At 72.5% G+C, this 24,890-nt stretch carries 23 protein-coding genes and 1 pseudogene; 11 read left to right on the top strand and 13 right to left on the bottom strand.

The features are described 5' to 3' along the window. The first annotated feature begins 102 nt into the window (after window positions 1–102). Window positions 103–537: an SRPBCC family protein gene (locus tag GXP74_RS09635; protein WP_182451071.1), complete on the top strand. Its 435-nt coding sequence runs from the start codon at window positions 103–105 to the stop codon at window positions 535–537. A 78-nt stretch (window positions 538–615) separates the two neighbouring features. Here the strand turns inward: GXP74_RS09635 and GXP74_RS09630 are convergent, their stop codons facing one another. Next, complete coding sequence (locus GXP74_RS09630; protein WP_182451069.1) at window positions 616–1,377, bottom strand: SDR family oxidoreductase; 762 nt, start codon at window positions 1,375–1,377, stop codon at window positions 616–618. A 128-nt stretch (window positions 1,378–1,505) separates the two neighbouring features. Here GXP74_RS09630 and GXP74_RS09625 point away from each other — a divergent pair, with 128 nt between their 5' ends. Together GXP74_RS09625 and GXP74_RS41800 are read left to right on the top strand one after the other, a co-directional pair. Beyond that, the gene (locus GXP74_RS09625) at window positions 1,506–2,354 is read left to right on the top strand and encodes a helix-turn-helix domain-containing protein (RefSeq protein ID WP_182451067.1); all 849 of its coding nucleotides are present in this window, start codon (window positions 1,506–1,508) and stop codon (window positions 2,352–2,354) included. 401 nt (window positions 2,355–2,755) lie between these two features. Further along, entirely contained in the window at window positions 2,756–5,581 is a 2,826-nt protein-coding gene (locus tag GXP74_RS41800; protein WP_182451065.1) for an AfsR/SARP family transcriptional regulator, read from the top strand. A 49-nt stretch (window positions 5,582–5,630) separates the two neighbouring features. Here the strand turns inward: GXP74_RS41800 and GXP74_RS09615 are convergent, their stop codons facing one another. Then, entirely contained in the window at window positions 5,631–6,845 is a 1,215-nt protein-coding gene (locus GXP74_RS09615) for an RNA polymerase sigma factor (protein ID WP_182451063.1), read from the bottom strand. Next, entirely contained in the window at window positions 6,842–7,213 is a 372-nt protein-coding gene (locus GXP74_RS09610; protein ID WP_182451061.1) for a YciI family protein, read from the bottom strand. Before GXP74_RS09610 ends, GXP74_RS09615 begins: the two co-directional genes overlap by 4 nt. Window positions 7,214–7,462: 249 nt before the next feature. Between GXP74_RS09610 and GXP74_RS09605 the strand changes: the two genes are divergently transcribed. Next, window positions 7,463–8,149: a M24 family metallopeptidase gene (locus GXP74_RS09605; RefSeq protein WP_182451059.1), complete on the top strand. Its 687-nt coding sequence runs from the start codon at window positions 7,463–7,465 to the stop codon at window positions 8,147–8,149. Here GXP74_RS09605 and GXP74_RS09600 read toward each other — a convergent pair. The 5 genes from GXP74_RS09600 to GXP74_RS09580 all read right to left on the bottom strand — a co-directional run bounded on the left by GXP74_RS09600 (window position 8,135) and on the right by GXP74_RS09580 (window position 11,627). After that, entirely contained in the window at window positions 8,135–8,347 is a 213-nt protein-coding gene (locus GXP74_RS09600; RefSeq protein WP_182451057.1) for a hypothetical protein, read from the bottom strand. The two genes, GXP74_RS09605 and GXP74_RS09600, sit on opposite strands and share 15 nt — an antisense overlap. A gap of 182 nt (window positions 8,348–8,529) precedes the next feature. After that, window positions 8,530–9,096 carry a GNAT family N-acetyltransferase gene (locus GXP74_RS09595; RefSeq protein WP_182451055.1) on the bottom strand — a complete coding sequence of 189 codons (567 nt, stop codon included), beginning with the start codon at window positions 9,094–9,096 and terminating at the stop codon, window positions 8,530–8,532. Next, on the bottom strand, window positions 9,093–9,716 hold the full coding sequence (locus GXP74_RS42065; protein ID WP_182451053.1) for a lasso peptide biosynthesis B2 protein: 624 nt from the start codon (window positions 9,714–9,716) through the stop codon (window positions 9,093–9,095). Before GXP74_RS42065 ends, GXP74_RS09595 begins: the two co-directional genes overlap by 4 nt. Beyond that, window positions 9,713–11,407: an albusnodin/ikarugamycin family macrolactam cyclase gene (locus GXP74_RS09585; protein ID WP_182451052.1), complete on the bottom strand. Its 1,695-nt coding sequence runs from the start codon at window positions 11,405–11,407 to the stop codon at window positions 9,713–9,715. Before GXP74_RS09585 ends, GXP74_RS42065 begins: the two co-directional genes overlap by 4 nt. Window positions 11,408–11,483: 76 nt before the next feature. Beyond that, entirely contained in the window at window positions 11,484–11,627 is a 144-nt protein-coding gene (locus GXP74_RS09580; RefSeq protein ID WP_182451050.1) for an albusnodin family lasso peptide, read from the bottom strand. 32 nt (window positions 11,628–11,659) lie between these two features. On the opposite strand from GXP74_RS09580, the gene GXP74_RS42060 reads away from it, so the two are divergent. The 3 genes and pseudogenes from GXP74_RS42060 to GXP74_RS40175 all read left to right on the top strand — a co-directional run bounded on the left by GXP74_RS42060 (window position 11,660) and on the right by GXP74_RS40175 (window position 13,265). After that, window positions 11,660–12,535 carry a helix-turn-helix domain-containing protein gene (locus tag GXP74_RS42060; protein WP_370468406.1) on the top strand — a complete coding sequence of 292 codons (876 nt, stop codon included), beginning with the start codon at window positions 11,660–11,662 and terminating at the stop codon, window positions 12,533–12,535. Window positions 12,536–12,544: 9 nt separating this feature from the next. Then, window positions 12,545–13,012, top strand: a pseudogene (locus GXP74_RS40180) (DUF5753 domain-containing protein); the annotation flags it as partial. A 34-nt stretch (window positions 13,013–13,046) separates the two neighbouring features. Further along, window positions 13,047–13,265 (top strand): DUF397 domain-containing protein, encoded by a 219-nt coding sequence (locus tag GXP74_RS40175; RefSeq protein ID WP_225447819.1) that lies wholly within the window; start codon window positions 13,047–13,049, stop codon window positions 13,263–13,265. 207 nt (window positions 13,266–13,472) lie between these two features. Here the strand turns inward: GXP74_RS40175 and GXP74_RS09565 are convergent, their stop codons facing one another. Continuing rightward, on the bottom strand, window positions 13,473–14,966 hold the full coding sequence (locus tag GXP74_RS09565) for an MFS transporter (RefSeq protein WP_182451047.1): 1,494 nt from the start codon (window positions 14,964–14,966) through the stop codon (window positions 13,473–13,475). A 142-nt stretch (window positions 14,967–15,108) separates the two neighbouring features. On the opposite strand from GXP74_RS09565, the gene GXP74_RS09560 reads away from it, so the two are divergent. Beyond that, a complete protein-coding gene (locus tag GXP74_RS09560) occupies window positions 15,109–15,927 on the top strand; it encodes a helix-turn-helix transcriptional regulator (protein ID WP_225448585.1) in 819 nt (272 codons plus the stop codon). Between the two features lie 134 nt (window positions 15,928–16,061). Beyond that, on the top strand, window positions 16,062–16,481 hold the full coding sequence (locus GXP74_RS09555) for a molybdopterin-binding protein (RefSeq protein WP_182451043.1): 420 nt from the start codon (window positions 16,062–16,064) through the stop codon (window positions 16,479–16,481). Between the two features lie 36 nt (window positions 16,482–16,517). Here GXP74_RS09555 and GXP74_RS09550 read toward each other — a convergent pair whose 3' ends face one another. The 4 genes from GXP74_RS09550 to GXP74_RS09535 all read right to left on the bottom strand — a co-directional run bounded on the left by GXP74_RS09550 (window position 16,518) and on the right by GXP74_RS09535 (window position 23,151). Further along, window positions 16,518–18,008, bottom strand: coding sequence for a PucR family transcriptional regulator (locus GXP74_RS09550; protein WP_182451041.1), 1,491 nt, complete (start codon window positions 18,006–18,008; stop codon window positions 16,518–16,520). 161 nt (window positions 18,009–18,169) lie between these two features. Continuing rightward, window positions 18,170–20,932 (bottom strand): molybdopterin-dependent oxidoreductase, encoded by a 2,763-nt coding sequence (locus tag GXP74_RS09545; protein ID WP_182451039.1) that lies wholly within the window; start codon window positions 20,930–20,932, stop codon window positions 18,170–18,172. Further along, on the bottom strand, window positions 20,929–21,753 hold the full coding sequence (locus GXP74_RS09540) for a xanthine dehydrogenase family protein subunit M (RefSeq protein ID WP_182451037.1): 825 nt from the start codon (window positions 21,751–21,753) through the stop codon (window positions 20,929–20,931). The genes GXP74_RS09545 and GXP74_RS09540 overlap by 4 nt, the downstream gene beginning before the upstream one ends. Window positions 21,754–21,873: 120 nt before the next feature. Further along, a complete protein-coding gene (locus GXP74_RS09535) occupies window positions 21,874–23,151 on the bottom strand; it encodes a hypothetical protein (RefSeq protein WP_182451035.1) in 1,278 nt (425 codons plus the stop codon). Between the two features lie 175 nt (window positions 23,152–23,326). On the opposite strand from GXP74_RS09535, the gene GXP74_RS09530 reads away from it, so the two are divergent. Both GXP74_RS09530 and GXP74_RS09525 read left to right on the top strand, forming a co-directional pair. Continuing rightward, window positions 23,327–24,193: an Fpg/Nei family DNA glycosylase gene (locus tag GXP74_RS09530; RefSeq protein ID WP_182451033.1), complete on the top strand. Its 867-nt coding sequence runs from the start codon at window positions 23,327–23,329 to the stop codon at window positions 24,191–24,193. 304 nt (window positions 24,194–24,497) lie between these two features. After that, window positions 24,498–24,836 carry an RNA polymerase-binding protein RbpA gene (locus GXP74_RS09525; protein WP_182442522.1) on the top strand — a complete coding sequence of 113 codons (339 nt, stop codon included), beginning with the start codon at window positions 24,498–24,500 and terminating at the stop codon, window positions 24,834–24,836. Window positions 24,837–24,890 lie beyond the last annotated feature (54 nt).

Here is a 24,890-nt window from a genome sequence, read left to right as displayed (position 1 = left end):
AACGGACCTAGGTCCAGTCTCGGCACTGGCCGGGGGCTTCGCCACCGCTCGGTGGACGGGCGCCCGACGGCGCCGTGCCGACCCGGCGCCTACTCTTCGGACATGGCGTTCTTCGAGATCACCCGGTCGGTGCCGGTCGGCCCGCAGGAGTGCTGGCTGCGGGTGACCGACTGGCCACGGCACTCCGCCTTCGTGCCGCTGACCAGGGTCGCGGCGGTCGGCGGCGGCACGACCGGGATCGGCAGCGTGGTGCTGGCCCGGACCGCGGTCGGCCCGCTGGGCTTCGACGACCCGATGGAGGTCGTCGCCTGGCAGCCGCCCACCGCGCGGGCCCCCGGACGGGTGCGGCTGGAGAAGCGCGGGTCGCTGGTGCTCGGCTGGGCCGAGGTCGAGGTGCGCGCCGACGGTGCCGGGAGCCTGGTCAGGTGGCGCGAGGAGATCCGCCTGCGCGGGCTCCCCTCCCCGCTGGACGCCGCCCTGGCGACCGGCGGCCGCCGGGTCTTCACCCGGGTGGTGGACGGCCTGCTGCGCGGCTGATCCCCACCGCCGCCACTCCGGGGGCCCGGCCCCGGCGGGTCGGGTCCACCGGCGGGTCGGGTCCACCGGCGGTCGGGTCTACTGGCGGTCGGGGAGCATGGCCAGCGCTCGGGAGCGCTGGGCGACCAGCTCCGGGTAGCTGCCGTCGCGTTCGGCCCAGCGGTGCATCAGCACGCCCCGCACCAGGATCTCGGGCGGCGTCGGGTCGGTCCGCAGCAGGTCCATGACCTCGGCGGCGAACGCGTCCAGCCGCAGGGCGCGCGGGTTGGCCCGCAGGTGCTCCGGTTCGGTGGCGACGGCCGGCGGGACGAGTTCGCTGACCTCGACGCCGGTTCCGTGCAGCTGCGCGCGCAGCGCCTCGGAGTAGGCGTGCACGCCCGCCTTGGAGGCGGCGTAGCTGGGCATGAGCGGGAACGGCAGGAACGCGATGCCCGAGGTGACCGTGACGATGGTCCCGGCGCCGCGCGCGATCAGGTGCGGGGTGAACGCGTCGATGACCCGGATGGTGCCGAGGAGGTTGGTGTCGATCGTCCGCTCGGCGGTGCCGAAGTGCGCCGGATCGCGCAGGTCCTCGGGGATCATGACGCCGGACATGGTGACGACCGTGTCCAGGCCCGGGTGGGTGGCCAGGACCGTGTCGCGGGCCCGCCCGACGCTGTCCAGGTCGGTCACGTCGACCTGGACGGTGGCCAGCCCCTCGGCGGCGATCCGGTCGAGCCGGTCGGCCCGACGGCCGCCGACCACGACGGTGCTGCCCGCGGCGGCGAAGCGGCGGGCGAGCTCCAGGCCGATGCCCGAGGTGGCGCCGACGACGAGGACGGTACGGCTGGTGATGTCCATGGCTGCTCCTGGCTCTGGGGGGACCGCTCCAGTCTCGGCCGGTTCCCCGGCCCGAGGCAGTGCTCCGGTCTTCCCAGGTCCTCGCAGGGCCCCCCTTCGACGGGCGCGCCGGAGCTAGCATTCTCACTATGAGTGACGATGACCGCGGCAACCGGCTCGGCGACTACCTCCGGGCCCGGCGGGCGCTGGTCACTCCGGAGCGGGCCGGGATTCCCGGGGGCGCGAACCGACGCGTGCCCGGGCTGCGCCGCGAGGAGGTGGCCCTGCTCGCCGGGATCAGCGCCGACTACTACCTGCGGCTGGAGCGGGGCCGCGACACCAACCCCTCGCTCCAGGTCCTCGAATCGATCGCCCGGGTGCTGCGGCTGGACGAGGTCGAGCAGGAGTACCTGCTCGGCCTGGCCGCCGCGCGCCCCCGGCGGCAGCGGCAGCGGCGGCAAAGGCCCGAGCGGGTGCCCGCCCGGCTGCACCACCTGCTCGCGAGCGTGCAGGTGCCCGCGTTCGTGGAGGGTCGGGTGTTCGACGTGCTCGCGTCCAACCAGCTGGCGGTCGCGCTCTCCCCGCGTCTCCAGCCCGGGTACAACCGGCTGCGGTCGCTGCTCCTGGATCCGGAGGAGCAGGCGTTCCAGCAGGACTGGGCGCGTTCCACCGAGGGGTTCATCGCCGCCTTCCGGAAGTCCGTCAGCGAGGACGTCGACGACCCGCGCTTCGTGGAGCTGGTGGGCGAACTCGCCCTGTCGAGCGAGCGGTTCCGCGCCCTGTGGGCACGCCATGACATCCGCGACCTGGCCGGCGGCAGCACCACGGTGAACCACCCGGTCGTCGGCGAGCTGCGCCTGCACCGGGACAAGCTGCCGGTCGACGGCCTGCTCCTGGTGCTCTACTACCCCGACCAGGGCAGCGAGAGCGACGAGAAGCTCCAGGTGCTCGCCTCGCTGGCACGGACGGCCGAGCCGAGCGCCCGCCCCGGGCGCTGAGCGGAGCGGCCGCCCGGCCGCCGCGGTTCCTGCCACTCCCTCGCTGACAGGAACCACGGGTCGGCGTCAGCAGGTCGCGGCGTCGCGCACCGGCCCGTCGCTGGTGGGGCCGGTGGGCTCGCGCCCGCGGCCGTCCTCGGGACGGCGGGGGCGGCAGTCGAGGAGTTCGCTACGCAGACGTCCATGGGACCCGGCCTTCCCTGGGGTACCGGGGAACGGGCAGCTCGGGTCGGCGGAGCGGATCGCGCCGCACCGGCCGGTCCCTGCTGTCAGCCGCGATCATTCACGACGTTGCTATCCGAGCACTAACATTTGCCTATCTATGCCGCATGGGCGAACCATCCGTCCGCGGTGTCGACCGGGACTGCGAGGTGCTTGTGCGATTCGGCTTGCTCGGCCCTGTGGCCGTCACCCAGGACGGCGTGCTGCTCCCGATCTCGGCGCCCAAGCCGCGCGCGATGCTGGCCCTGCTGCTGCTGCACGCCAACCAGGTGGTGTCGGCCGCCGCGCTGGAGGAGGCGCTGTGGGAGGGGAAGCCCCCGGCCCGGGCGACCGCGGCGCTGCACAACCACGTCCGCCGACTGCGGCGGGCCCTGGGCGAGGGGGCCGTCGACCGGATCCGGCAGCAGTCCGGCGGCTATCTCATCGACGTGCTCCCAGGGGAGTTGGACACCGAGCAGTTCGCCGCGCTGGGCGCCGACGGCCGGGCGGCGGCGCGCGCGCAGGAGTGGGCCAGGGCCTCCGAGAACCTGACCGCCGCGCTGGCCCTGTGGCGCGGCGAGCCGTTCGCCGACCTCCCCGGGATCGGCCAGGACGTCCGCGACCACCTGCTGGAGAGCAGACTGCAGTTCCTTGAGGGGCGAATAGAGGCGGACCTCGCGCTGGGCCGACATCGCGAGGTCGTCAGCGAACTGCGGGCGCTGGTCCGCGAGCAGCCGCTGCGGGAGGTCCTCCACGGGCAGCTGATGCTCGCCCTCTACCGGGCCGACCGGCAGGCCGAGGCCCTGGACGCGTTCCGGTTCCTGCGCGGGACGCTCGTCGACGAACTCGGGGTGGAGCCCTCCCCGCCGGTCCAGGAGCTGCACCGGCGCATCCTGAACGGCGATCCGGACCTCGCCCCGGCCCCGGCGGCCGCCGCACCGGCCCCCGCCCCGGCCCCCGCCCCGGCCGCCGCGACGGCCCCCAGGGCCCCGTCGACCCTCGCTCAACTCCCGGCCGACATCGGTGACTTCGCCGGTCGGCAGACGATCGTGGACAGCCTCGGCAAGCTGCTCGGCGCGGGCGCCGCGGACGGACCGGTGCAGCCGGTGGTGATCTCGGCGGTCACCGGGATCGGCGGCATCGGCAAGACCGCGCTCGCGGTCCACGTCGGGCACCACGTGGTGGGCGACTTCCCCGACGGCCAGCTGTACGTCAACCTGCGCGGCACCGGTGACTCGCCGCAGGCCCCGGCGGAGGTACTGGCCGGGCTGCTGCGCGACCTCGGCGAGCCGGACGCGGCCGTCCCACCGGACGAGGAGGGCCGCGCCGCCCGGTTCCGGTCGCTGACCTCGGGCCGCCGCCTGCTGCTGGTCCTGGACGACGCCCGGGACGCCGCGCAGGTCCGGCCGCTGCTGCCGGGCAGCGGCACCTGCGCGGTGGTGGTGACCAGCCGACGGCGGCTGCCCGGCCTGGCCGGGGCGGTGCCGCTGCACCTGGACGTACTCACCCCGCCCGAGGCGCTACAGCTGTTCACCTCGGTGGTCGGCGCCGAGCGGGTCGACGCCGAGGCCGCGGCCGTGCGGGAGGTGCTCGGGTACTGCGGCGGACTGCCGCTGGCCGTCCGGATCGCGGCCTCCCGCCTGGCCTCCCGCCCCGCCTGGACCGTCGCCGCGCTCGCCGCCCGGCTCGCCGACGAACGCCGCCGCCTCGACGAGCTCCAGGTGGAGGACGTCGCGGTGCGGGTCAGCTTCCGGATGAGCTACCGGAGCCTGGAGCACCTGGAGGACCCGGGCGCGCTCAGCCCCGCGCAGGCGTTCCGGCTGCTCGGCCTGGTACCCGGTCCCGACTTCACCGCGCCCGCCGCCGCCGCGCTCTTCGGGCAGTCCCTGTACCGCACCGAGGACCTGCTGGAGATCCTGGTCGACGCCAACCTGCTGGAGGACCCCGCCCTCGGCCGCTACCGCTTCCACGACCTGCTGCGCGCCTTCGCCGGGGAGCTGGCGGCCGACTGCGACCGCGAGCAGGACCGCGAGCGGGCCGTCAGCCGCCTGGTCAACTGGTACACGCACGCGGCGGCGGCGGTCGGCGAGCAGCTGGTGCCCGGTCGGCCGCGCTGGGGTCTGGACGCCATCCCGGCGGTGGCCCCGGCGCTGACCTTCCCGGGCAGGGCGCAGGCGGTGGAGTGGTGCCGCCGCGAGCAGCGCAACCTGGCGGCCCTGGTGCGCCTGGCCGGGGCCCGCGGCCGGGATCCCGCGGCCTGGGTCCTGCCCGCCCAACTGTGGGAGTTCTGCACCCAGTTCGGCTACTGGGAGGAGCACAGGGCGACCCACCGGATCGGCCTGACGACCGCCCGCAACCTGGAGGACCCGCTGGCGCAGTCGCGGATGCTCACCGGGATGGTGCACTACTGCTCCCACGCGGAGCGCTTCCCCGAGGCGGTCGATCTGGCCCGCGAGGCGATGGACCTGGCCGGGCAGTACGGCGATCCGCGGCTGGTGGCCGGGGCGCTGAGCAACTACGGCGTGGCCCTCCACTTCGCCGGGCGACCGGAGGAGTCGGTGGTGTGGAACGAGCGCGCGCTGGCCGCGATCCGGGCGGCCGACGGCGCGCCGTTCGCGGTGGCCAGCGGGCTGCTCAACATCGGGGTCGAGTACCAGAACCTGCACCGCTACGCGGAGGCCTTCGAGCGGTTCGACACCGCCCTCAAGGTCACCCGGGAGAGCGACCTGCCGTACCTGGAGGCCTTCGTCCTCAACGCCATGGGCGAGGCCGGCCGTACCGTCGGCGACCTGCCCCGGGCGATCGAGCTGTTCCAGGAGGCCGCCGCGCTGCGCGCCCGGATCAGCGACCGGGACGGCCAGGCCACCAGCCTCACCGCCCTCGGCGACACCCTCCACAGCGCCGGTCAGCCGGACCGGGCCTGGGCCGCCTGGCGGGCGGCGCAGACCATCCTGGACGAGCTGAAGTCCCCCCGGGCGGAGAAGCTCCGGGCCAAACTGGAGGCGTCGCCCGCCCCGGGCGACTGACCCCGGGCGACTGACCCCGGGCGGCCGCGGGTGCGGTCACCGCGGCGGGTCAGCGCGGGCCGAGGCGGCGGGCGCGGGCGTCCAGGTAGCGCTGTTCGGCGAGGCCGGCGGTGGCCCTCGCGGCGCGGCGGTAGTGGTCGCGGGCCCCGACCGGGTCGCCGAGCCGCTCCAGCAGGTGGGCCCGGACGGACAGCAGCCGGTGGTGCCCGGCCAGCCGGGGGTCGCCGTCCAGGGTGGCCAGCAGGGCCAGCCCGGACGCCGGGCCCTCGGTCTCGGCGAGGGCGACGGCGCGGTTGAGGGTGACCATCGGGTTCGGCGCGATGCGTTCCAGCACCAGGTAGAGGGCGTGCACCTGGGCCCAGTCGGTCTGCTCGGCGGTGGCCGCGTCGGCGTGGGTGGCGGCGATGGCGGCCTGGAGCTGGTACGGACCCAGCGCCGGGCCCGCCAGCGCGGCCGCGGCCAGCGCGGTGCCCTCGTCGATCAGGGCCCGGTCCCAGCCGGTGCGGTCCTGCTGGTCCAGCGGCACCAGGTCGCCGGTCGCGGTGGTGCGGGCCTCCCGGCGGGCGTGGGTCAGCAGCATCAGTGCCAGCAGGCCGGTCACCTCGCTGTCCTCGGGCAGCTGCGCGTGCACCGCCCGGGTCAGCCGGACCGCCTCGCGGGCGAGGTCGGAGCGGAGCAGTTCGCTGCCCGAGGAGGCGGTGTAGCCCTCGTTGAAGATCAGGTAGAGCACGTGCAGCACCACCCCGAGCCGCTCCGCGCGCGCCGCGCCCCCGGGCAGGTCGAACGAGCTGCCCGAGGCCCTGATCCGCTGCTTGGCCCGGCTGATCCGGGCCGCCATGGTGGCCTCCGGCACCAGGAACGCGCGGGCGATCTCGGCGGTGGTCAGGCCGCCGACCGCGCGCAGGGTCAGCGCCGTCTGGGAGGCCGCGGTCAGCGTCGGATGGCAGCACAGGAACAGCAGCAGCAGCGTGTCGTCGGTGTCCGGCACCTCCTGCGGCGGGGCCTCGGCCGCCAGCGCCGCCTCCCGCGCGCGGCGCGCGTGGTCGCTGCGCAGCCGGTCGATCAGCCGCCGGGAGGCGACGGTCGTCAGCCAGCCGCGCGGGTTGTCCGGCACCCCCTCGGCGGGCCACTGCACGGCGGCGGCGAGGGCGGCCTCCTGGACCGCGTCCTCGCACCCCTCGAACTGCCGGTACCGGCGTACCAGCACCCCGAGGACCTGCGGCGTGAGCTCACGCAGCAGGTCCTCGACGGCTGGTCCGGTCATGCGTCCAATGGTCCCGCGGAGAACATCACCTGGCGCACCTCGACACCCAGGCCCTCGATCGCGGCGTCCGGGATCCGTCCGGCCAGCTCGACCGCACGGTCCCGGTCCTCGCAGTCGACCAGGTAGAAGCCGCCCAGGTACTCCTTGGCCTCCAGGAACGGCCCGTCGGTCACCGCCGTCCGGCCGTCGCGCACCGTCACCACCGCCGCCTGGGACGGATCGACCAGCGCCTGGGTGACGATCAGCTCGCCGGACTTCGTCAGCTCCTCGATGAACGCGCCGTGGCCGACCCCGAGGGCCGTCTTCTCCTCGTCGGTCAGCGCGTCCATCACGGCCGGGTTGATATGCATGCTGATCAGGAACTTCATCTCGGACTCCCGGTGGTTCGCGGGCCCCGGCGGGGCCCTGGCACCCTTTGGTCGGAGCCGCCGCCGCGGTCTTGACACCCCCCACCGGCAGATTCTCACGAGTTCCCGCGCGGCGCCCCCCGGGCGCCGCGCGACGCGCCCGGCGACGCGGACCGGCCGCCGAGCTGACCCATCGTCACATTGCGTCGCTGGTCACGTGAGTGGCGAATCGGTGGCCCCGACCGCGGTGCCTCGCCTAGCGTTCACGGTATGCATGATGAAGCCGCGCGCGCGGAGCGACTGTTGGACGCCCAGGCGAAGGCCGCCGAGTTGTTCGCTGAGGTGGAGCGGCGCGGCCTGATCGCCGCCGGCCAGGGCGAGCAGGCGGTGAGCGACCGGATCCGCGACCTGGCGGGCGAGCTGTTCGGGGTGAGGCGCTTCTGGCACAAGCGGATCGTCCGCTCCGGACCGCACACGCTCCACCCCTACCAGGAGAACCCGCCGGACCGGGTCATCGAGGCCGAGGACATCGTCTTCGCCGACTTCGGCCCGCTGTTCGAGGAGTGGGAGGCGGACTTCGGGCGGACCTACGTGCTGGGCGGGGACCCGGTCAAGCACCGGCTGCGGGCCGACCTGCCGCGGGTCTTCGCCGCCGGACGCCAGTACTTCGAGTCGCATCCGCAGGTCACCGGCGCGGAGCTGTTCGCGGAGGTGCGGCGGCTGACGGCCGAGGCCGGATGGGAGTTCGGCGGCCCGCACTCCGGGCACCTGGTCGGCGAGTTCCCGCACGAGAAGGTCGACGGCGACCGGATCGAGTACTACCTCACCCCCGGCAGCGACCAGCCGCTGCGGCGCACCGACCGGGCCGGTCGGCGCTGCCACTGGATCCTGGAGATCCACCTGGTGGACCGGGAGCGCGGCTTCGGCGGCTTCCACGAGGAACTACTCGACCTCTGACCCGAACCGGACCCCGCCGCCCCGGTGACGGCGGCGGCTGATCCGGGCCCGCCGGGCGGGCAGCCGCAGCAACTGGTCCACCGTCACCTCCAGCGGCTTGTGCAGGTATCCGAGCAGGCGGACGGCGGCGGGCGAGGCCGCCGGATCAGCGGTCGCCGTCGGCACGGTGTCGGTGGTGAGGGCGGTGTCGGTGGTCATGTGTCCATGGTTCGGTGATCTTCCGGGGCCTGGAGAGAGTGTGCATATCCTGTTGACAGGACCGCGGGTTCCTGATGCTGCGCCGGGCAGAGCGCCCCGCCCGGCTTCGGTAGCCGGACAGGGCGCTTGCGTGTTGTCCGCCCTGGTCACGGGCGAACGGGGCCGAGCAGTTAGCCATCAAGTCAGTCGCCGATGACAGCAGCCACCGCAGACGGTCCCGGGAAGTCGTCCGGCAGCGCGTCCATGATGATCTCGTCCACCGGCTTACCGAGCCAGAACCCCGACTGCCGAAGTCGTCCGGACTCCCGGAATCCGGCCTTCGCGTACGCGGCGATCCCTGCCCGGTTCGGCTCCAGGACCTTGAGCCAGACCATGCGCAGCGCCCCCAGGTTGAACGCCCAGTCCAGCGTCAGACGCGTCGCCTCGGCTGCGTAGCCCTTTCCTCGCGCCTCGGGAGCGAGCACGATCACGAACTCAGCCGTCCGGACAAAGGTGTTGATCTGCAACACGGTGATGCCGACAGCCTCTTGGCCGTCGAGCTGCACAATCTCGAACTGCTGGTACCGGTCGTTGCCACGCTGCCGCTCGTACCCTGCGGCGCGCACTTCCCACGCCTGGGCCCACTGGTTCCCGTAGCCCATGATCGTTCGGGCATCGTTCTCCCACCTGTGGTACTCGGGAAGCAGATCCTGTCGAGGCATCCCGAGGGCGAGCCTGTCTCCGGACAGGAGGATGTGTGGATCACTCATGCTTGCAACTCCCTGCCGGTCCCGACCGATGCGGGTCCGTCTGGTGTGTAGGTGGCGGTGTAGAGGCTGGTGTCGGCGGGCTCCTCAACAGGGTTACCGTCCGAGTCGTTGATCCAGGCATGCAGCCGTGCGGGGTCAACGGCAACCCCGTGCTGCCACTCCGCCCGGCGTCGGGCGAGGACGAGCAGGACCGCCGCAGAAGTCGATTCCTCCATGCACGCCCACCGAGTCGGCATCAGGCGGGCCGCCCACCGGACCGCGCACACAGCGTAGCGAGCCTGACACGCTGTCGCGGGTCGTAGCTTCCGCCCCGAGCACGCGAGCCAGGCCAGCCGCCGGAAGCGATGTCGGCGACGCCCGAGCATCAATGCCCCAGCCGTGACGAGCACCGCCGCAACGGCCCCCACCCGCCAGCGGAGGGGACTGCTCGGTACGGCAGCCAGAGCGGCCCGTTGCTCCACCGTGCCCCATGTCAATGACGGTTCGGGGAGGACGATGACGTGCCCCGCCAGCGCTGCGGCTTCCTCGGAGGCTGGGCGCAACTCGGTGCGTCCGGTGTCGTAGTCAACGAGTAAGCAGACGTAGGAGGTGATCGCGGCGACGGTGTTTGCCCTGCTCATAGTGCCCCCGATCCAGTCGGCGCAGCCCATTCGGTTCGCGCTGTGGTCTCAACTGCCTCCAGCCAGGACTCCGCCGCGACGGCAGACAGCAGTGGCGGCCAAATCGTCGGAGCCCCCAGGGCCGCTGCATGCATGGCAGCGCGTAGCGGGGTCGGGTCGATCAGGCCCAGGGCCGATAGGCGTCCGTCGGCGAGGGCGAGCAGACGTGGCAAGTTGACTCGCGCGCCCTGGTGGTAGTCGCCCACGAACAGCCCTTTGGACGCACGCTCCCGGTGTGTCGGCGGGAGCACATCGGCGAAGCTGTCGGCGAGCAGCGGCTTGTATCGGTGCGCGGAGAAGCGGCGCTCAGGTGGAGCGGACACAACCGCGTCGAGCACAGCCCCGTCAAAGTAGGGGTTGTGCAGCGCCACTCCCAGCGCATCGGCCAACTGGACTTCCGAATGGGCCGACCGTGCGATGTCGCGAATCGACGCGACGAGGACCGCGTCCGCATCGCCCCCCGCCACGCCGCCATACACCGGGTCCGGGACATCGACCGTGAGCCAGGCCGGACGAGGCCGCTCGGCCCTGTTGATACGTCCCGCGTCCCTCCGGAGGGCAGCCGCTATCAGCGGTCGGGGGTTCTGCTTGCGGAGTCTCGCCCAGTCCAGCGCGTCAGTCACCACCCGCAGTAGCCGTCCACGGCGGGCAAGGTCGGCAAGGTGAGCAGGTGGAGCCATGAACAGGTTGTCGCCCCCGTCCCCGGTCAGGTGGCAGCCTGAACCGGCATCAGCTATCGCCTTCAACTGTTCGGCGAACATGGCCCACACCGGGGTTGAGGGGGCCGGTTCGTCGGTCGCCGGAAGTACAGTCCGGCCCCTGGTAAAGGGGAGATGGCGGACGCCGAGCGGGAAGGTGGTGCGCCACAGGTTCGGCACGTTCAGTGCCCGCGCGTACTGCATGTCCCCGCCGTCCTCGGTCCCTGCGGGGTGCAGAGTCATGCCAGCAACCTGACCGTGCCGGGCAGCCAGCAACGCGACCGTGGTTGAGTCCATGCCCGCCAGATCCGATGTGGTGGTGACTCCCTCCACTCGGACGCGGACTCCCTCGCTGAGTGCCCACCTGATAGCGGGCACGACCTCACCGGGCGGTCGGCGCACGGCGGACCACCAGTCGGCCACTGAGCTACGGCCCCCTGTACCCAAGGTCATCACGGACCCGGCGGGAACCGGGCAGACACCCGCCCATGCGCTCCGCCCGGCAGCCGGTGCGTTCCTCTCCCTCAGGTACGCAGCCAGCCAATCCATGTCAATGCTGCCGGTGGACAGCGAAGACAAAGCGCGAGCGCTCGACCCCCAGACCACACCACCGGGGGCACTCACCCTGTAGATGGGGGCGGCTCCCGAGGCGTCGGTAAGGATCTCCACCGAACCCGGCCCCTGGATCCGGACGACCGTGAACGCACCCGCCCAAAGCCGAACGGCTGCAGCGAGATCATCGCTCGCCAAAGCCCGGAACATGTCGTGGTCGGAGGCGTTGCACGGCCCAAGCACCGCAAGGCGCGCTCCGTGCTGCTCAACCGTCCGCAGATGTCCGGCGTCGCCCCCCACCGTCCACAGCAGGAAATCCGTCCAGACAAGGACCGCACCCACTGGGACGACAGCCTGTCCCCCGGGTGCGCATCCCCCGAACCATTTCGGAGACTCGTTCAACTCGGCACCTCCTTGTCGCAGTCACGAAGGCGGCGACCCCCCGTAGTGAGGAGCCGCCGCCGGTTCAGCCCGTCGATTAGTCGTACGGGGTCTGCTTCGACTCGGTGCTGTTCTGGTTACTGCCCCGAGTCAGCGTGGCGGCGTCGCCCAAGACGATGACCGCCGGCGGAATCAAGGCGTCGGCACCCTGGTCCATCGGTGCCATGTTCTGATCCTCCATGCTGCGTTCCTCCTTTCCGGTTACTAGGTGGGATGGGACATCCCTTGCGTCCGGACACAATCCGGCTTGTCACAAGGGCGCTGGACCCGCTCCGGTCCACGGTTGGGGAACACGCGTCCGGTGTGGGGGTTCAGGGGCGACGAAAGAACCGCGTTTCCGTCATCGGTTGCAGCGGGGGCTATTCGGTCACCGCGTGCCCGCTCAGCGAGTCGGTGCCCAATCAAGATCCTGGCGTCAGCCGTCAGACACGCTCATCCTGCGTCGCCTGCCGGAGCATGTCCGGGGTGGTCTCACTCTCGATGCCACCCCAGTTGCAGCGTCCCCGACGGCTGTGCCGGGTGCCGGTCGGTACGCTGGGGATGGCGTTGTCTTTCGGGGCGTCATGCGATCACCCGCCGCCGGTACTCGGAGTACTTGTGACGTGCCGTCATTATTCGTTTGCATCTGTATCCCCAGGATTGCCAAACAGGGGGCCCGGGAACAGCCTTTGCAGCGTGGGAGTCGCACACTCCAACATCGCGGTAGCAAGATCAGGCAAGGCATCAGAACATTTGTATGGGTGGTGGGTTGTGAGTCAGCGCAACGGCTCCAGGGGTCAGGCGGAGACACCGAGAGCCCTGTGGGGCCGACTACTCAAGCGGGCACGGGAGGCCTGTGGGTTCACCCAGGTCACACTCGCGAGTCACCTCGGATTCGACCGCTCCACACTTGCGGGGTACGAGACCGGCAAGAACGTCCCGTCCCGGGAAGTGGCCGAGAAGGGCGACGCGCTGCTACAGACGGGTACCCAGCTAACGGACATGTGGGATGACATCGATTGGTACCCACCTGAGTATCCGGACTGGTTCCAGGACCGAGCCGAGATGGACAAGAAGGCTGTACGCCTCGATGTGTACCAAACCGGTTAGGTACCAGGATTGTTGCAGACCTGGGACTATGCACACGTCCTGTTGTCCCGAGAGCCAGACCCTAACGGGAAGCCAGTCAATGAACGCGTCGCAGCCCGCATTGATCGGCAAAAGCGGTTCCTGCGCGGTGATAATGACGATGACACGCCGCTCCTGGTCGTCGTCCTGGACGAGGTGTGCATCCGGCGAAGAGTTGGCAGCCGGGCCGTCATGCTCGACCAGCTCGACCAGCTCGACCAGTTGCTCGTAGTCGGCAAGTTACCGAACGTCCGCATTCAACTTGCGCCGGACGGCGAGGAACACATTCAGCCCCCAAACACGTCCCTGACGCTCATCACGATGCCGGACCGGGCGGAGTGGGTCTATTCAGAGTCGCTGGACCGAGGCCACCTGAGTAACGATCCGACGGTCCTCACGCGCCACAGGCGCACCTATGATCTGCTCCGGGCGGATGCGTTGTCCCCCCGCGAGTCCGCCGCATGGATCAGCAAAGCAAGGGAGAGCTTGGAACATGACGACCACTCACGACCTGACCCTAGCCCCGTGGCGCAAGAGCAGCTACAGCGGCACCAACAGCGGCGACTGCATCGAAGCAGCCCCCGGATTCATCCCCGGAGCCGTCCCGGTGCGTGACAGCAAGGACCCGAACGGCCCCGCGCTGGTCTTCGGAATCGATGCATTCTCAGCCTTCATCGATGCTGTCAAGGCAAGCCAGTTCCCGACCGCCTGAACCCGGTCAATACGCGCAGAGCCCCCCAAAGCCGTTCGCTGGCTCCTGGGGGGCTCTGACATATTGGCGGGATCGGAGTCATTGGACAGCGTAGTTCCGTCGGTGCGGAGTTGGGCGATCAGAGCGGGAGCCGTCTGCGCGAGGAAGGTGCCGGGGCTCGTCTGGCCGAGGCGGGAAGGCCTGCGGCGCGCACCACCGGAGGCGGGGTCAGGCGGTGGGGTGCTTGCGGGGGCGCAGCCCCACGGCCACGGTCAGGGCGAGCAGGACCACCAGGGCGGCGTCGGCGCCGAGGCCGAGCCGGACGCCGCCGAGGGTGGCGGTGGCCAGCGAGTGTCCGGCCGAGCGGAGCGCGTCGCTGCGGGCCGAGGCGACGGCGCTGAGCAGCGGGATGCCGACGGTCATTCCGATCTGCTGGGTGGTGGTGACCAGGCCGGTCGCCACGCCCTGCTCCTCGTCGGGCAGGCCCGAGGTCGCGGTGACGCCGTAGGAGACGATCGCCCACAGGTGGAAGAACGCCGCCGCCGAGCCGGCCAGCATGAACACCCAGGTACCGGTGCTGCCCCGGCCCACCAGGAGCAGCAGGGTGGTCAGCAGTCCCTGCACCAGCAGTCCGACGACCATGGTGCGGGCGGAGCCGATCCGGGCCACCACCCGGGGGGCGATGTTGCCGCTCACCGCGCAGACCACGCCCATGACGCCGAAGACCAGGCCGGTGACCATCGGGGACAGGCCGTTGACCTGCTGGAGGTAGAGGGTCCCCAGGAAGATCACGGCGGTCATCATGGCGAAGGTGGTCAGCCCGCCCAGGTTGCCGAAGGCCACGCTCGGGCGGCGCAGGATGCGCAGCGACACCAGCGGCTCCGCCGTCCGCGACTCGATCACCACGAAGGACGCCAGCAGCAGCGCCGCCGCGACCAGCGCGCCGATGACGGTGCCCTTGCCGAAGCCCGACTGGGCGGCGGTGGACAGGCCGTAGATCAGCGCCAGCAGGCCGCCGGTGACCGCGATCGCACCCGGGACGTCGAAACCGACGCGGCGTTCGTTGCGGCTCTCGGTGAGCAGCAGCGGGGCGCCGACCAGCACCAGCGCGCCCATGACCACGTTCAGGCCCATGGTGGAGCGCCAGGTCAGGGTCTGCGTGAGCACGCCGCCGAGGACCATGCCGAAGGTGAAGCCGAGCGCCATCAGGCTGCCCATGACGCCCATCGCCCGGTCCCGCTGCGGGCCCTCGTGGAAGGTGGTGGTCAGCAGCGCCATCCCGGACGGGACGATCGCCGCCGCGCCCAGCCCCTGCAGCGCCCGGGCGGCCAGGAACGACTCCGGTGACCAGGCGAGGGTGGCCAGTACCGAGGCCGCGGTGAACAGCGCCAGTCCGACGACGAACACCCGCCGCCGTCCGATCTGGTCGGCGATCCGGCCGAAGAGCAGCAGGAAGCCGCCGGACGGGAGGGCGAAGGCGGTCATCCCCCACTGCAGGTTCGCCTGCGCCAGGTGCAGGTCGTGGCCGAGGGTGGGCAGCGCGATGTTGAGGATGGAGAAGTCCAGCGCCACCGCGAACTGGGCGGCGCAGAGCAGGAAGAGGACCAGGCGGGCCCGGACGGAGAGGCGCGCCGATGGATCGGGGACGGCCGCGGGCGCGGTCGCCGGGTCGGCGGTGGCCCTCGGCTCGGTGGCGGTGGTCAGGCCGGTGTCTGTGGTCATGCGTCCATGCTTCGGCGATCTGCCGGGCTCTGGAGAGAGTGTGCTTATCCTGTTGGCACAACCACCAGGTAAGGGGAGCCCTGTGGAGTGGACACCGAAGACCGCCGACGCTCGCCGTCGGGCGGATCTGCGTGAGTTCCTGATGATCCGCCGGGCGCGGGTCAGCCCCGCCGACGCCGGGCTGCCGGACGGCGGCGCCCGCCGCCGCACCCCCGGGCTGCGCCGGGAGGAGGTCGCGGTGCTGGCCGGGGTGGGCGTGTCCTGGTACCAGTGGCTGGAGCAGGGGCGGGACATCACCGTCTCCGGGCAGGTGCTGGACTCGGTGTCGCGGGTGCTGCGGCTGGGCGACGCCGAGCGGCGCCACCTGTACGTCCTGGCCGGGCTGAACCCGCCGCTGGCGCGGGCCTCCGCCGAGCAGATCCCGGTGTCGGCCGGGCTCACCCGGATCATCGACTCCTGGATGCCGTTCCCGGCCAACATCATCGACCGCTACTGGAACAACATCGTCTTCAACGACGCCAGTGCGGCGATCTTCGACTTCAACGACCAGTGCCGCAACTGCCTGTTCAGCTACTTCACCAACCCGGTCTACCGGGGTCGGCACCGGGGCTGGGAGGAGGACGCGGCGATCGTCGTGGCCGAGTACCGGGCCTGCGCCGCCGAGTACCCGCAGGACGAGGGCTTCCGGGCGATCGTGGCCGACCTGGCCGAGGTCAGCCCGCTGTTCGCGGAGCTGTGGGCGCGGGGGGACGTGCGCTCGCCGGGGCAGCGGACCAAGACCGTCATCCATCCGGTGGTCGGTGAACTGCACTTCGAGAGCACGCAGTTGAAGATGCCGGAGCGTCCGGACCTGACCATCGTGCTGCACAACCCGGCACCGGGCACGGACACCGCGGCGAAGGTGGAGTGCCTGGCCACGCCGGAGGCGCGGCGCGGGTCGCTGCGGCAGGTCGCGGGCTGAGCGGCCGGTCCGGTCCGCCGTGCGGCGGACCGGACCGGCGGGGCGCCCGGGGAACGGTGGCCGGGAGGAGGAGAGTTCGACCGGACGCCGGAGTTCCGGACGCCCGAACTCCGATCACCCGAGGTGGACACCCCATGAGCCTGAGCATCCGCAACCAGTTCCCCGGTACCGTCACCTCGGTCACCACCGGCGAGGTGATGGCCACGGTGCGGACCCGGTTGGCGGGCGGTCAGGACATCACCTCGGCGGTGACCCTGGAGGCCGTCCAGGAGCTGCGGCTGGCCGAGGGCAGCGCGGTGCGGGCCATGGTCAAGTCCACCGACGTGTCGCTGGCCACCGGCGCGGTCGACAAGCTGAGCATCAGGAACCGGATCGCGGGCACGGTCGAGACGGTGGCCACCGGCGGCGCGATGGCGACGGTGAAGGTCGCCATCGCGGGCGGCGAGCTGACCGCCGCGATCACCAGGGACGCCGTCACCGACCTGGGACTGACCGCCGGGACGCCGGTGGTGGCGCTGATCAAGGCCACCGAGGTCTCGCTCGCCGTCGGGTGACCCCGGCAACCGGCTCCGGCAGCGCTCCGACCGCGCTCAGGCCGCGCCGCCGCGTGGCGCGCACAGCAGGGCGGTGCGCAGGTCGGCCTGGTCGGCCAGGCGGACCAGGCTGCGGCCGGTCAGCTCCTCGATCCGGCGGACCCGGTAGTGGACCGTGTTCACGTGGACGTGCAGCGCCTTCGCGGTGCGGGCCCAGGAGCCGTCGTGCGCCAGGAAGGCGGCCAGGGTGTCCACCAGCGACACGCCGTTCTCCCGGTCGTTGGAGACCAGCCGTCCGAGCAGCCGCTCGTGGAACGCGGCGGTGACCTCCGCCGGGATGCCCGCGAGCAGCGAGGCGAGCGAGTCCAGCCGGGCCGCGTCGGCGTACGGGGCGGCCGAGGCCAGCGCGTAGCGGGCGCCGACCAGCGAGCCGCGCAGCCCGGCGGCGGTCGCGGCGGCGGCCGGGCCGACGCCGATCCGCAGCTGCCGGCCGGGGCCGAGCAGGGCCTGGAGTGCGGGCAGCAGCGGGCGCAGGTCGCCGACCTGGCCCGCGACCACGGCGGCGGCCTCGCCGCGTTCGTCGCTGCCGACCGCGAAGCGGGCCCCGGCCAGCCGCAGCAGCTCGGTCAGCGCCTCCACCGCCCACCCGGCCGGGGCCCGCTCGATCCTGGCGGACAGCGTGGTCAGCGGCGCCTCGGCGGGCAGCGAGCAGCCGCCGAGAGCGTGCACGACGTCGCCGTGGTCGGCGGTGCCGGGCGCGGCGAGCAGGTCGAACAGGTCGGCGGCGGCGCGGCGGCGGGCGCTGTCCTCGGAGCGGGCGGCGAGGGCGCGGGGCGCGAGCAGGTCCGCGAGCGCCCGGGCGGCGGCGGTCGTCGCCCCGGTCAGCCGCCACCCGGCGAACGGCGAGGCCTCCGGCGGCCCGACCGGCACCCCGCCCTCGGCGGCGGGTGGCCGCGCCCCGCCGTCCCCGGCCGCCGCCGAGCCGGCGACCGGGCGGCCGGTGGCGGAGACGATCGCGCAGGGGGGCAGGCCGAGCCGGGCGACGGCCAGCGCGAGTACCCGGTCCAGCGGCGCGCCGGTGTCCAGCAGCGCCGCCAGTTCCTGCCGGACGGCCTCCGGCAGCGCCCCGGCGCGCGCCGAGCCGGTGCTGAGCTCGCCCCACAGCCGCAGGTAGATCCGGTCGGTGACGGCGCGGAAACTGGTCCCGGCCGGGATCGAGATCAGCGGGATGCCGTGCGTCCGGCAGGCGTCCACCAGGCTCGGCGGCACCCGCCCGTGGGTGCCCTCCCCCGCCAGCAGCGCGGCGACCCGCGCGCTGCGCAGCGAGGTGGCGAAGCGCAGCGCGGCGTCCGGCTCGCGTTCCGCCCCGGACTCCGGCTTCCACCAGACCAGGCCGCTGAGCACCAGCTCGCCGGGCTGGAGGTAACGGGCCGGGTCCTGCAGGTCGGTCGAGGTCACCCCGCTCACCGGACGCTCCAGCAGGTCGGCCGTGCCCCAGGCCAGGCCGAGATGCAGGTCCTCCAGTCGCAGCAGGTCTCCGACGATCATGTCTCGCTCCTTGCACTCCGTACCACGACATCCGACCGCATAAGCGAGGGCAAGGTACGTCCCCGCATCGTAGATGCGAGCTCAGACGGCGTAAACGCCTCTTGTTTGATCAGCCAGTCAATCGGGCCGGAGAGAGGAGGGGGGCGGTTCGCTTTGGACGTTCACACAGGGTTCGGGCCGGGACGGGTCCGCGCGCGGTGCTCGCTGATCGCCTGCCAGACCTGGTCGCGGAGGAAGGGGGCCTCGGTGAAGCGGACTCCGGTGGCGTCGCGCAGGGCGTTGGCGAAGGCGGGCGGGACCGGGTTGAACGGGCTCTCGCTCATCGACTTGGCGCCGAGCGGCCCGATGGAGTCCGAGGTCTCGGTGAAGTGGACCTCGGTGCGCGGCACGTCGGCGTAGGCCGGCAGCCGGTAGCGCCGGAAGGCGGCGGTGGTGACCGCGCCGCGTTCGTCCACCAGGACCTGTTCGAAGAGGGTCGCGCCGAGGGCCTGGGCGACGCCGCCCTCGACCTGGCCGCGGCACTGCATGGGGTTCATCACCTTTCCGGCGTCGGCCCCGTGGACGCTGCGCAGGATCCTGATCTCGCCGCTGTCGGGGTCGACCGCCAGCCGGAACCACTGCGAGTTGAAGGCCACCGAACGCGGGGAGCCGCCCCAGTGGCCGTCGGCGGTGAGGTCGACCGCCCGGTCCCGCGCGGCCTCGAAGACCTCCTTGAGGGACACCGGCCGCCCGTCGCACTCGACCGCGTCGGCGGTGAGCCGCAGCAGGCCGCGCGGGGTGCGGGCGTACTCGGCGGTGAACGAGAGGATCTGCTCGGCGAGCGCGTTGGCGGCCTTCATCACCGCCTTGCCGGCGACCACCGTCCCGGCCGAGCCGAAGGCGCCGGTGTCGTGCCGGACCACATCGGTGTCGGACTGCCGGATCGCGATCCGGTCCACGGTGGTGCCGAGCGCCCCGGCGGTGATCTGCTTGTGCACGGTGGTGGTGCCGTTGCCGAACTCCGCCGTGCCGACGGCGATGTCGTACGTGCCGTCCTCCAGCAGCTTCACCGTCGCGTCGGCGAAGTGGCCGCCGGGCGGTCCGGTGGCGATCGCGGACATGGCGAAGCCCTGGCCGACCAGCCAGCCCGCGGGCGCCTGTTCGGCACTGCGGTCGTCGGCGAGGGCGTCGCGCACCACCTGGAGGCACTGGTCGAGGCCGTAGCTGGCGATGTGCAGGTCCTCCTCCTCGCCGCAGGGGCCCTCCATCCGCTCGCCCGGGCCGATCACGTTCTTCTCGCGCAGGACCAGCGGATCGATGCCGAGGCGCCGGGCCAGCTCGTCCATCGCCGACTCCAGGGCGAAGGTCACCTGGCCCAGCCCGTAGCCGCGGAACGCCCCGGCGGGAACGCAGTTGGTGTAGACGGAGTAGGCGTCGACCTTCTTGTTCGGCGCCCGGTACACGCCCATCGACTCGCCCACGCTGTGGAACATCACCGCCGGGCCGTGGTTGCCGTAGGCGCCGGTGTTGGCGACCACCCGGAACCGCAGCGCGGTCAGGGTGCCGTCGCTCCGCGCGCCGACCTTCACCGTGACCTTGAACGGGTGGCGGGTGGTCGCGCCGTAGAACTGCTCGGCGCGGGTGAACTCCAGCTTCACCGGGCGGCGCAGCTTCAACGCGGCCAGCACCACGATGTCCTCGGTCAGCATCTCCTGCTTGCCGCCGAACCCGCCGCCGACCCGGCCCGCGACCACCCTGACCTGGTCCTCCGGCAGGTCGTACAGCGCGCACAGGGCCCGCCGGGTCAGGAACGGCACCTGCGTGGACGAGCGGACCGCGATCCGTTCCGCGCCGGTCTCCTCGTTCACCTCGAACCAGGCGACGCAGCCGTGCGTCTCCAGGCTCGCGTGCTGCACCCGCTGGGTCCGGAAGGTCTCCTCGTAGACGACGTCGGCCTCGGCGAAGCCCCGTTCGACGCTGCCCAGTTCGCCGTGCACCTCGCCGCAGACGTTGTCCTCGGCCCGGAAGATGCGCGACTGGGGCCCCTTCGGGTGAATCACCGGCGCGCCGGGCAGCATGGCCAGTTCCGGGTCCACGACGTGCGGGAGCTCCTGGTACTCGACGACGATCCGGCGGCAGCCCTCCTCGGCGGCGCCCTCGCTGTCGGCCACCACGGCCGCCACCCGCTGCCCGACGAAGCGGACCACGTCGTCCAGCACCCGGGTGTCGTCCGGGTCCTCGGTGGGGTGCTCGTGCCGGGCGGAGGAGTACAGCTTGTCCGGCGCGTCGTGGTGGGTGAACACCGCGTGCACCCCGGGCACCCGCAGCGCGGCCGAGGTGTCGATCGAGACGATCCGGGCGTGCGGGTGCGGCGAGCGCAGCAGCTTCATCTGCAGCAGCCCCTCGACCTCGACGTCGAAGGTGTAGCGGGCGGTGCCGGTGACCACCTGCGGCCCGGCCGGGGCGCCCAGGTTGCGGCCGACGGCCCGCCCGGCGCCGGGCTGTTCGGTGTGCCTGACCCCGCGGATGGCGTCCTCGATCGCCCGGTAGCCGGTGCAGCGGCACAGGTTTCCCTTCAACGACCGCGGCAGGTCCGTGAGTTGCTCCTGGTCGAGGGCCGAGGTGGTCATCAGGAACCCGGCGGTGCAGAAGCCGCACTGGAAGCCCTGGGCGTCCAGGAACCGCTGCTGCATCGGGTGCAGCTCGCCGTCCTTGGCCAGCCCCTCGACCGTGGTCACCGAGCGGCCCTCGGCGCGCCGGGCCGGGTAGACGCAGCTGTGCACCGGCTTCCCGTCGACCTGGACCGTGCAGGCGCCGCAGTCGCCCGCGTCGCAGCCCTTCTTCACCCCGAACCAGCCCCGGTCGCGCAGGTAGGTGCGCAGGCACTGCCCGGGTCGGGGCTCGGTGTCGAAGTCCTGGTCGTTGACGCGGATCTCGAAGGTCATCGTCCGCTCCCCTCGGTCAGTTCCCGGCGGATCTCCTCGGCGAAGCGGAAGGTCATGTGCCTTCGCCAGGCCGGGAGTCCGTGGATGTCGTCGTAGTACTCCTCCGGTGCGATCGCGTACTCCACCGCCTCCCGCAGGGCCTCCGCGTTCGGCGGCAGCGGGAAGCGCAGCCGGATCGGCCGCACGGTCGAGGCGGTGACGGTGATCGCCAGGGCCCCGTCGGCCGGGTCGAGCGTGCCGATCACCAGGGCCCCGGATCGGCCGAGTCCGTAGAGCGAGGCCTGCCGGAACGCGGTACGCCTGCCGAGCGCGCGGGCCGGCAGGGTGACCGAGCGGAGCAGCTCACCGGGTTCGAGTACCTTGACCCCGGCGCCGACGACGAAGTCCGCGACCGGGACCCGGCGCAGCGCGCCGCTCTGGGAGCGCAGCAGGCAGACCCCGTCCAGCGCCGCGGTCAGCGAGATCATCGGCCCCGCGGGCAGCCCGTTGCACAGGTTGCCGCCGACGGTGGCCATGTTCCAGATCTTCCAGGACGCGAGGAAGGCCCGGCAGCACTGCGTGAACAGCGGCCCGGCGACCCAGTGCGCCGGTTTCGGGAAGCCGGAGAGCTCGGCGATGGTGCAGGTCGCGGCGATCTCCAGGCTTCCGTCGGCCGTCACCGTCAGCGGCTGCCAGCCCGTCCGGCTGAGGTCGATCAGCCTGCGCAGGTGCGGCTGCGGCTCCGAGAACAGGTAGGTGCCGCCGCCCAGCCAGGCGTCACCCGGCCGCCAGGTATCGCGACGGCGAGCGTCGCACATCTCCACCACCGTGTTCAGATCCACGTCGCTCCATCGCCCTCGAAAAGTCGTCCAGGGCGATTGAAGCAACGCGGGTCGGTCCGAACGAGTGGTGCCGCACACCAGCGGCTCCCCCGCGGACTGGTTGATCCACCAGCGGGGGCGTCAGCGGTCCGGGGTCGGCAGCGGGGGCGCGCCCCGCTGCGCGGCCGCCACCGTGGCGTCCGCCAGCAGCCTGGCGTACTGCTTCCGGACCAGCGCGGCGACGGCCGCCCGGTCGGCCTTGGCCGGTGTCCAGAAGCTGAGGTCGATGGCGATGTCGCCGACCACGGCGTAGCCCTCGGTGAAGATGTCTCCGTTGCTGTCGAGCGCGCTGTGCTGGAACGCCATGGCGTCACCGCCGCCGGGGACGGTGTAGCTGTCCGCGGCGCCGACGTCGTTCCCGGATCCGCCCTGGTATTCGAGGACGAAGCTCTGCGCCCCGGTCGCGGAGGCGAACTGGACCAGGTAGACGTCGGCCGCGGTGCCGTCGGACGCGTTCCAGTTCTCCCGGACCGCGTACTGGAAGCCCCGGTCGGTCTCCTCCGTGCTGGCCTGCTTCGCGTACGAGGCGTCGACCAGGGAGTTCACGAACTGGGGCAGCGTCTGGATCCCGGTCGGGCCGTCCTGGCTGGTGACCGGCCACGGCTGGGCGCCGCCGGGCAGCGGGACCAGGTCGCCCAGGAGCCGGTGCTGGTCGGCCGCGGTGGCCCGGGCCGGGCCACTGGCCGCCGGTGCGGGTGCGCTGCCGGTGGGGGCGGGCAGCGGCGAGGGTGTGTCGACGCCCCCGGTGACCCGCGCCGTCTGGGCGCGGACGAGCTGGTCGAACTCGGCGTCGTCGGCCCGGCCGGGGCTGTAGAGGTGCGTCTCGACCACGACGTTGCCGACGGCGGTCCAGGAGATCTGGCTGATGTTGCCGTAGGTGTCGATGGCCCCGGCGGTCCAGGCCTCGCTCCCGGACACCCCCGGGACCGTGGTCAGCGGTTCGATCGGGGTCCGGTCCTGGGAGGTGGACTCGGAGACGTCGCTGACGTAGCCCTGCGCGCCGTCGGAGTCGCCGAACTGAAGCAGGAAGACATCGGCCTGGGTGCCGTTCGCCGCTTCCCAGTTGGCCTCCGCCGCGTACTTGAAGTCCTCCCCGGCGAGGTCGTCGGTGACGTCGGACCGGTCCGCCCTGACGAAGTTCCCGTCGACGAACTGGCTCGCGTTGAGGATGCCGTTCGGGGACAGGGTGCCCCCGGGGGCCGGTTTGGAGCCGACCGGGGCGGTCAGCAGCTCGCTCTTCAACTGGGCGGCGGTGAGTGTCTTCTGCGGGGTCAGCCCGCAGCCGCTGAGGGCGGTGAGGCAGAGACCGAGGGAAAGGGAGCCCGCGAGCGATATGCCCGCCGTACGTCGTTTGCGCATGAACTGCTGGAACACCGTGGACCGTTCGTGCTAGCAGAGATAATCGGACATCTTTGCGCACCAAGATCACGCACAGGTCGCGCCCAGGTGAAGCGACGGCCGCCGGGCACCCGTCCGGCGCAGCGGACCGGGTGGTCCCCGGGCCGGACCGGGCCCGGCGGGGCAGACTGGGGGTATGCCCGAACTGCCGGAGGTCGAGTCGCTGTGCCGGTTCCTGGCCGAGCGGCTGACCGGCCGGACCGTCGACCGGGTGTACCCGCTCGCGGTGGCCGCGCTGAAGACCTACGACCCGCCGATCACCGCGCTGGAGGGGCTGGCCTTCGACGGCGTGGCCCGGCACGGCAAGTTCCTCGACCTGCGGGCCGGGGAGCTGCATCTGCTGGTCCACCTGGCCCGGGCGGGCTGGATCCGCTGGCAGGACGAGCTGCCCGAGGCGCCGCCGCGCCCCGGCAAGGGGCCGCTGGCGCTCCGGGTACGGCTCGCCGGTCCCGGCCGGGCGGGCTTCGACGTGACCGAGGCGGGCACCCAGAAGCACCTCGCGGTGTACCTGGTGCGCGACCCGGAGCAGGTACCGGGGGTGGCCCGGCTGGGTCCCGACCCGCTGGCCGCGGACTTCACCCCGGCGGCGCTGGCCGCGCTGCTGGCCGGGGAGCGGCGCCGGATCAAGGGCGTGCTGCGGGACCAGGCGGTGCTGGCCGGGATCGGCAACGCCTACTCCGACGAGATCCTGCACGTGGCCCGGATGTCCCCGTTCAAACCGGCCGCCTCGCTCTCGGCGGCGGAGACGGACCGGCTGTACGCGGCGATCGGCGAGACGCTGACGGCGGCGGTCGAGCGGTCCCGGGGGCTGCCGCTGCGGGAGCTCAAGGCGGAGAAGAAGAGCGGGCTGCGGGTGCACGGGCGGACCGGCGAGCCCTGCCCGGTCTGCGGGGACACCATCCGCGAGGTGTCCTTCAGCGACTCCTCGATGCAGTACTGCCCCACCTGCCAGACCGGCGGCCGGGTGCTGGCGGACCGGCGCATGTCCCGGCTGCTGAAGTAGCGGGACAGCGGGGCGGGCGGTCACGCCTTCGGGCATGGTCCGGCGGCCACTTTCGGCTATCGAATCCGGCCACGGGACCAGCCGGAACGCCCCGCGGCGGCCCGGGCCGGGGGTAGGCGCACTGTCTGCGGCCAGGGGTTCGGGGCGATAATCCGAGCAGCGGTCCGCAGCACACGCCATGGCGGGAATGTCCCGCTCCGGCCGGATCCGCCGGACCCGCTGTCCGCGGGCGGGCGGCCGGGAACGTACACTGGCGGCTCGCCGCGGACCGGGCAGCGAGACATCGAGCAGGGGAGTGACCACCGTGGCACAGGGACGAAGCGGCATTCGCGGAAGCAGGATCGGCGCGGGCCCCATGGGCGAGACCGAGCGGGGCGAGCTCGCGGCGCGCACCGTGGTGTCGTTCTGGTGCGGCAACGGGCACCACATCAGGCCCAGCTTCTCCAGCGAGGCGGCCATCCCGGAGACCTGGGACTGCCCCAAGTGCGGCCTGCCCGCCGGTCCGGACCAGGAGAACCCCCCGGCCGCCGCGAGCACCGCCCCCTACAAGACGCACCTGGCGTACGTGCGCGAGCGGCGCAGCGACGAGGACGGCGAGATCCTGCTGAACGAGGCGCTGGCGAAGCTGCGCGGCGAGTTCTGAGGACGTTCTGACGACGGCCGCCGAGCACGGCCGCCGAGCACGGCGTGACCGCTG

Source organism: Streptacidiphilus sp. P02-A3a, from assembly GCF_014084105.1.
In the GTDB taxonomy this organism is placed as follows: domain Bacteria; phylum Actinomycetota; class Actinomycetes; order Streptomycetales; family Streptomycetaceae; genus Streptacidiphilus.
Note: the sequence above shows the minus strand (reverse complement) of the source record. Positions and strands in the feature narration are given on the sequence as shown.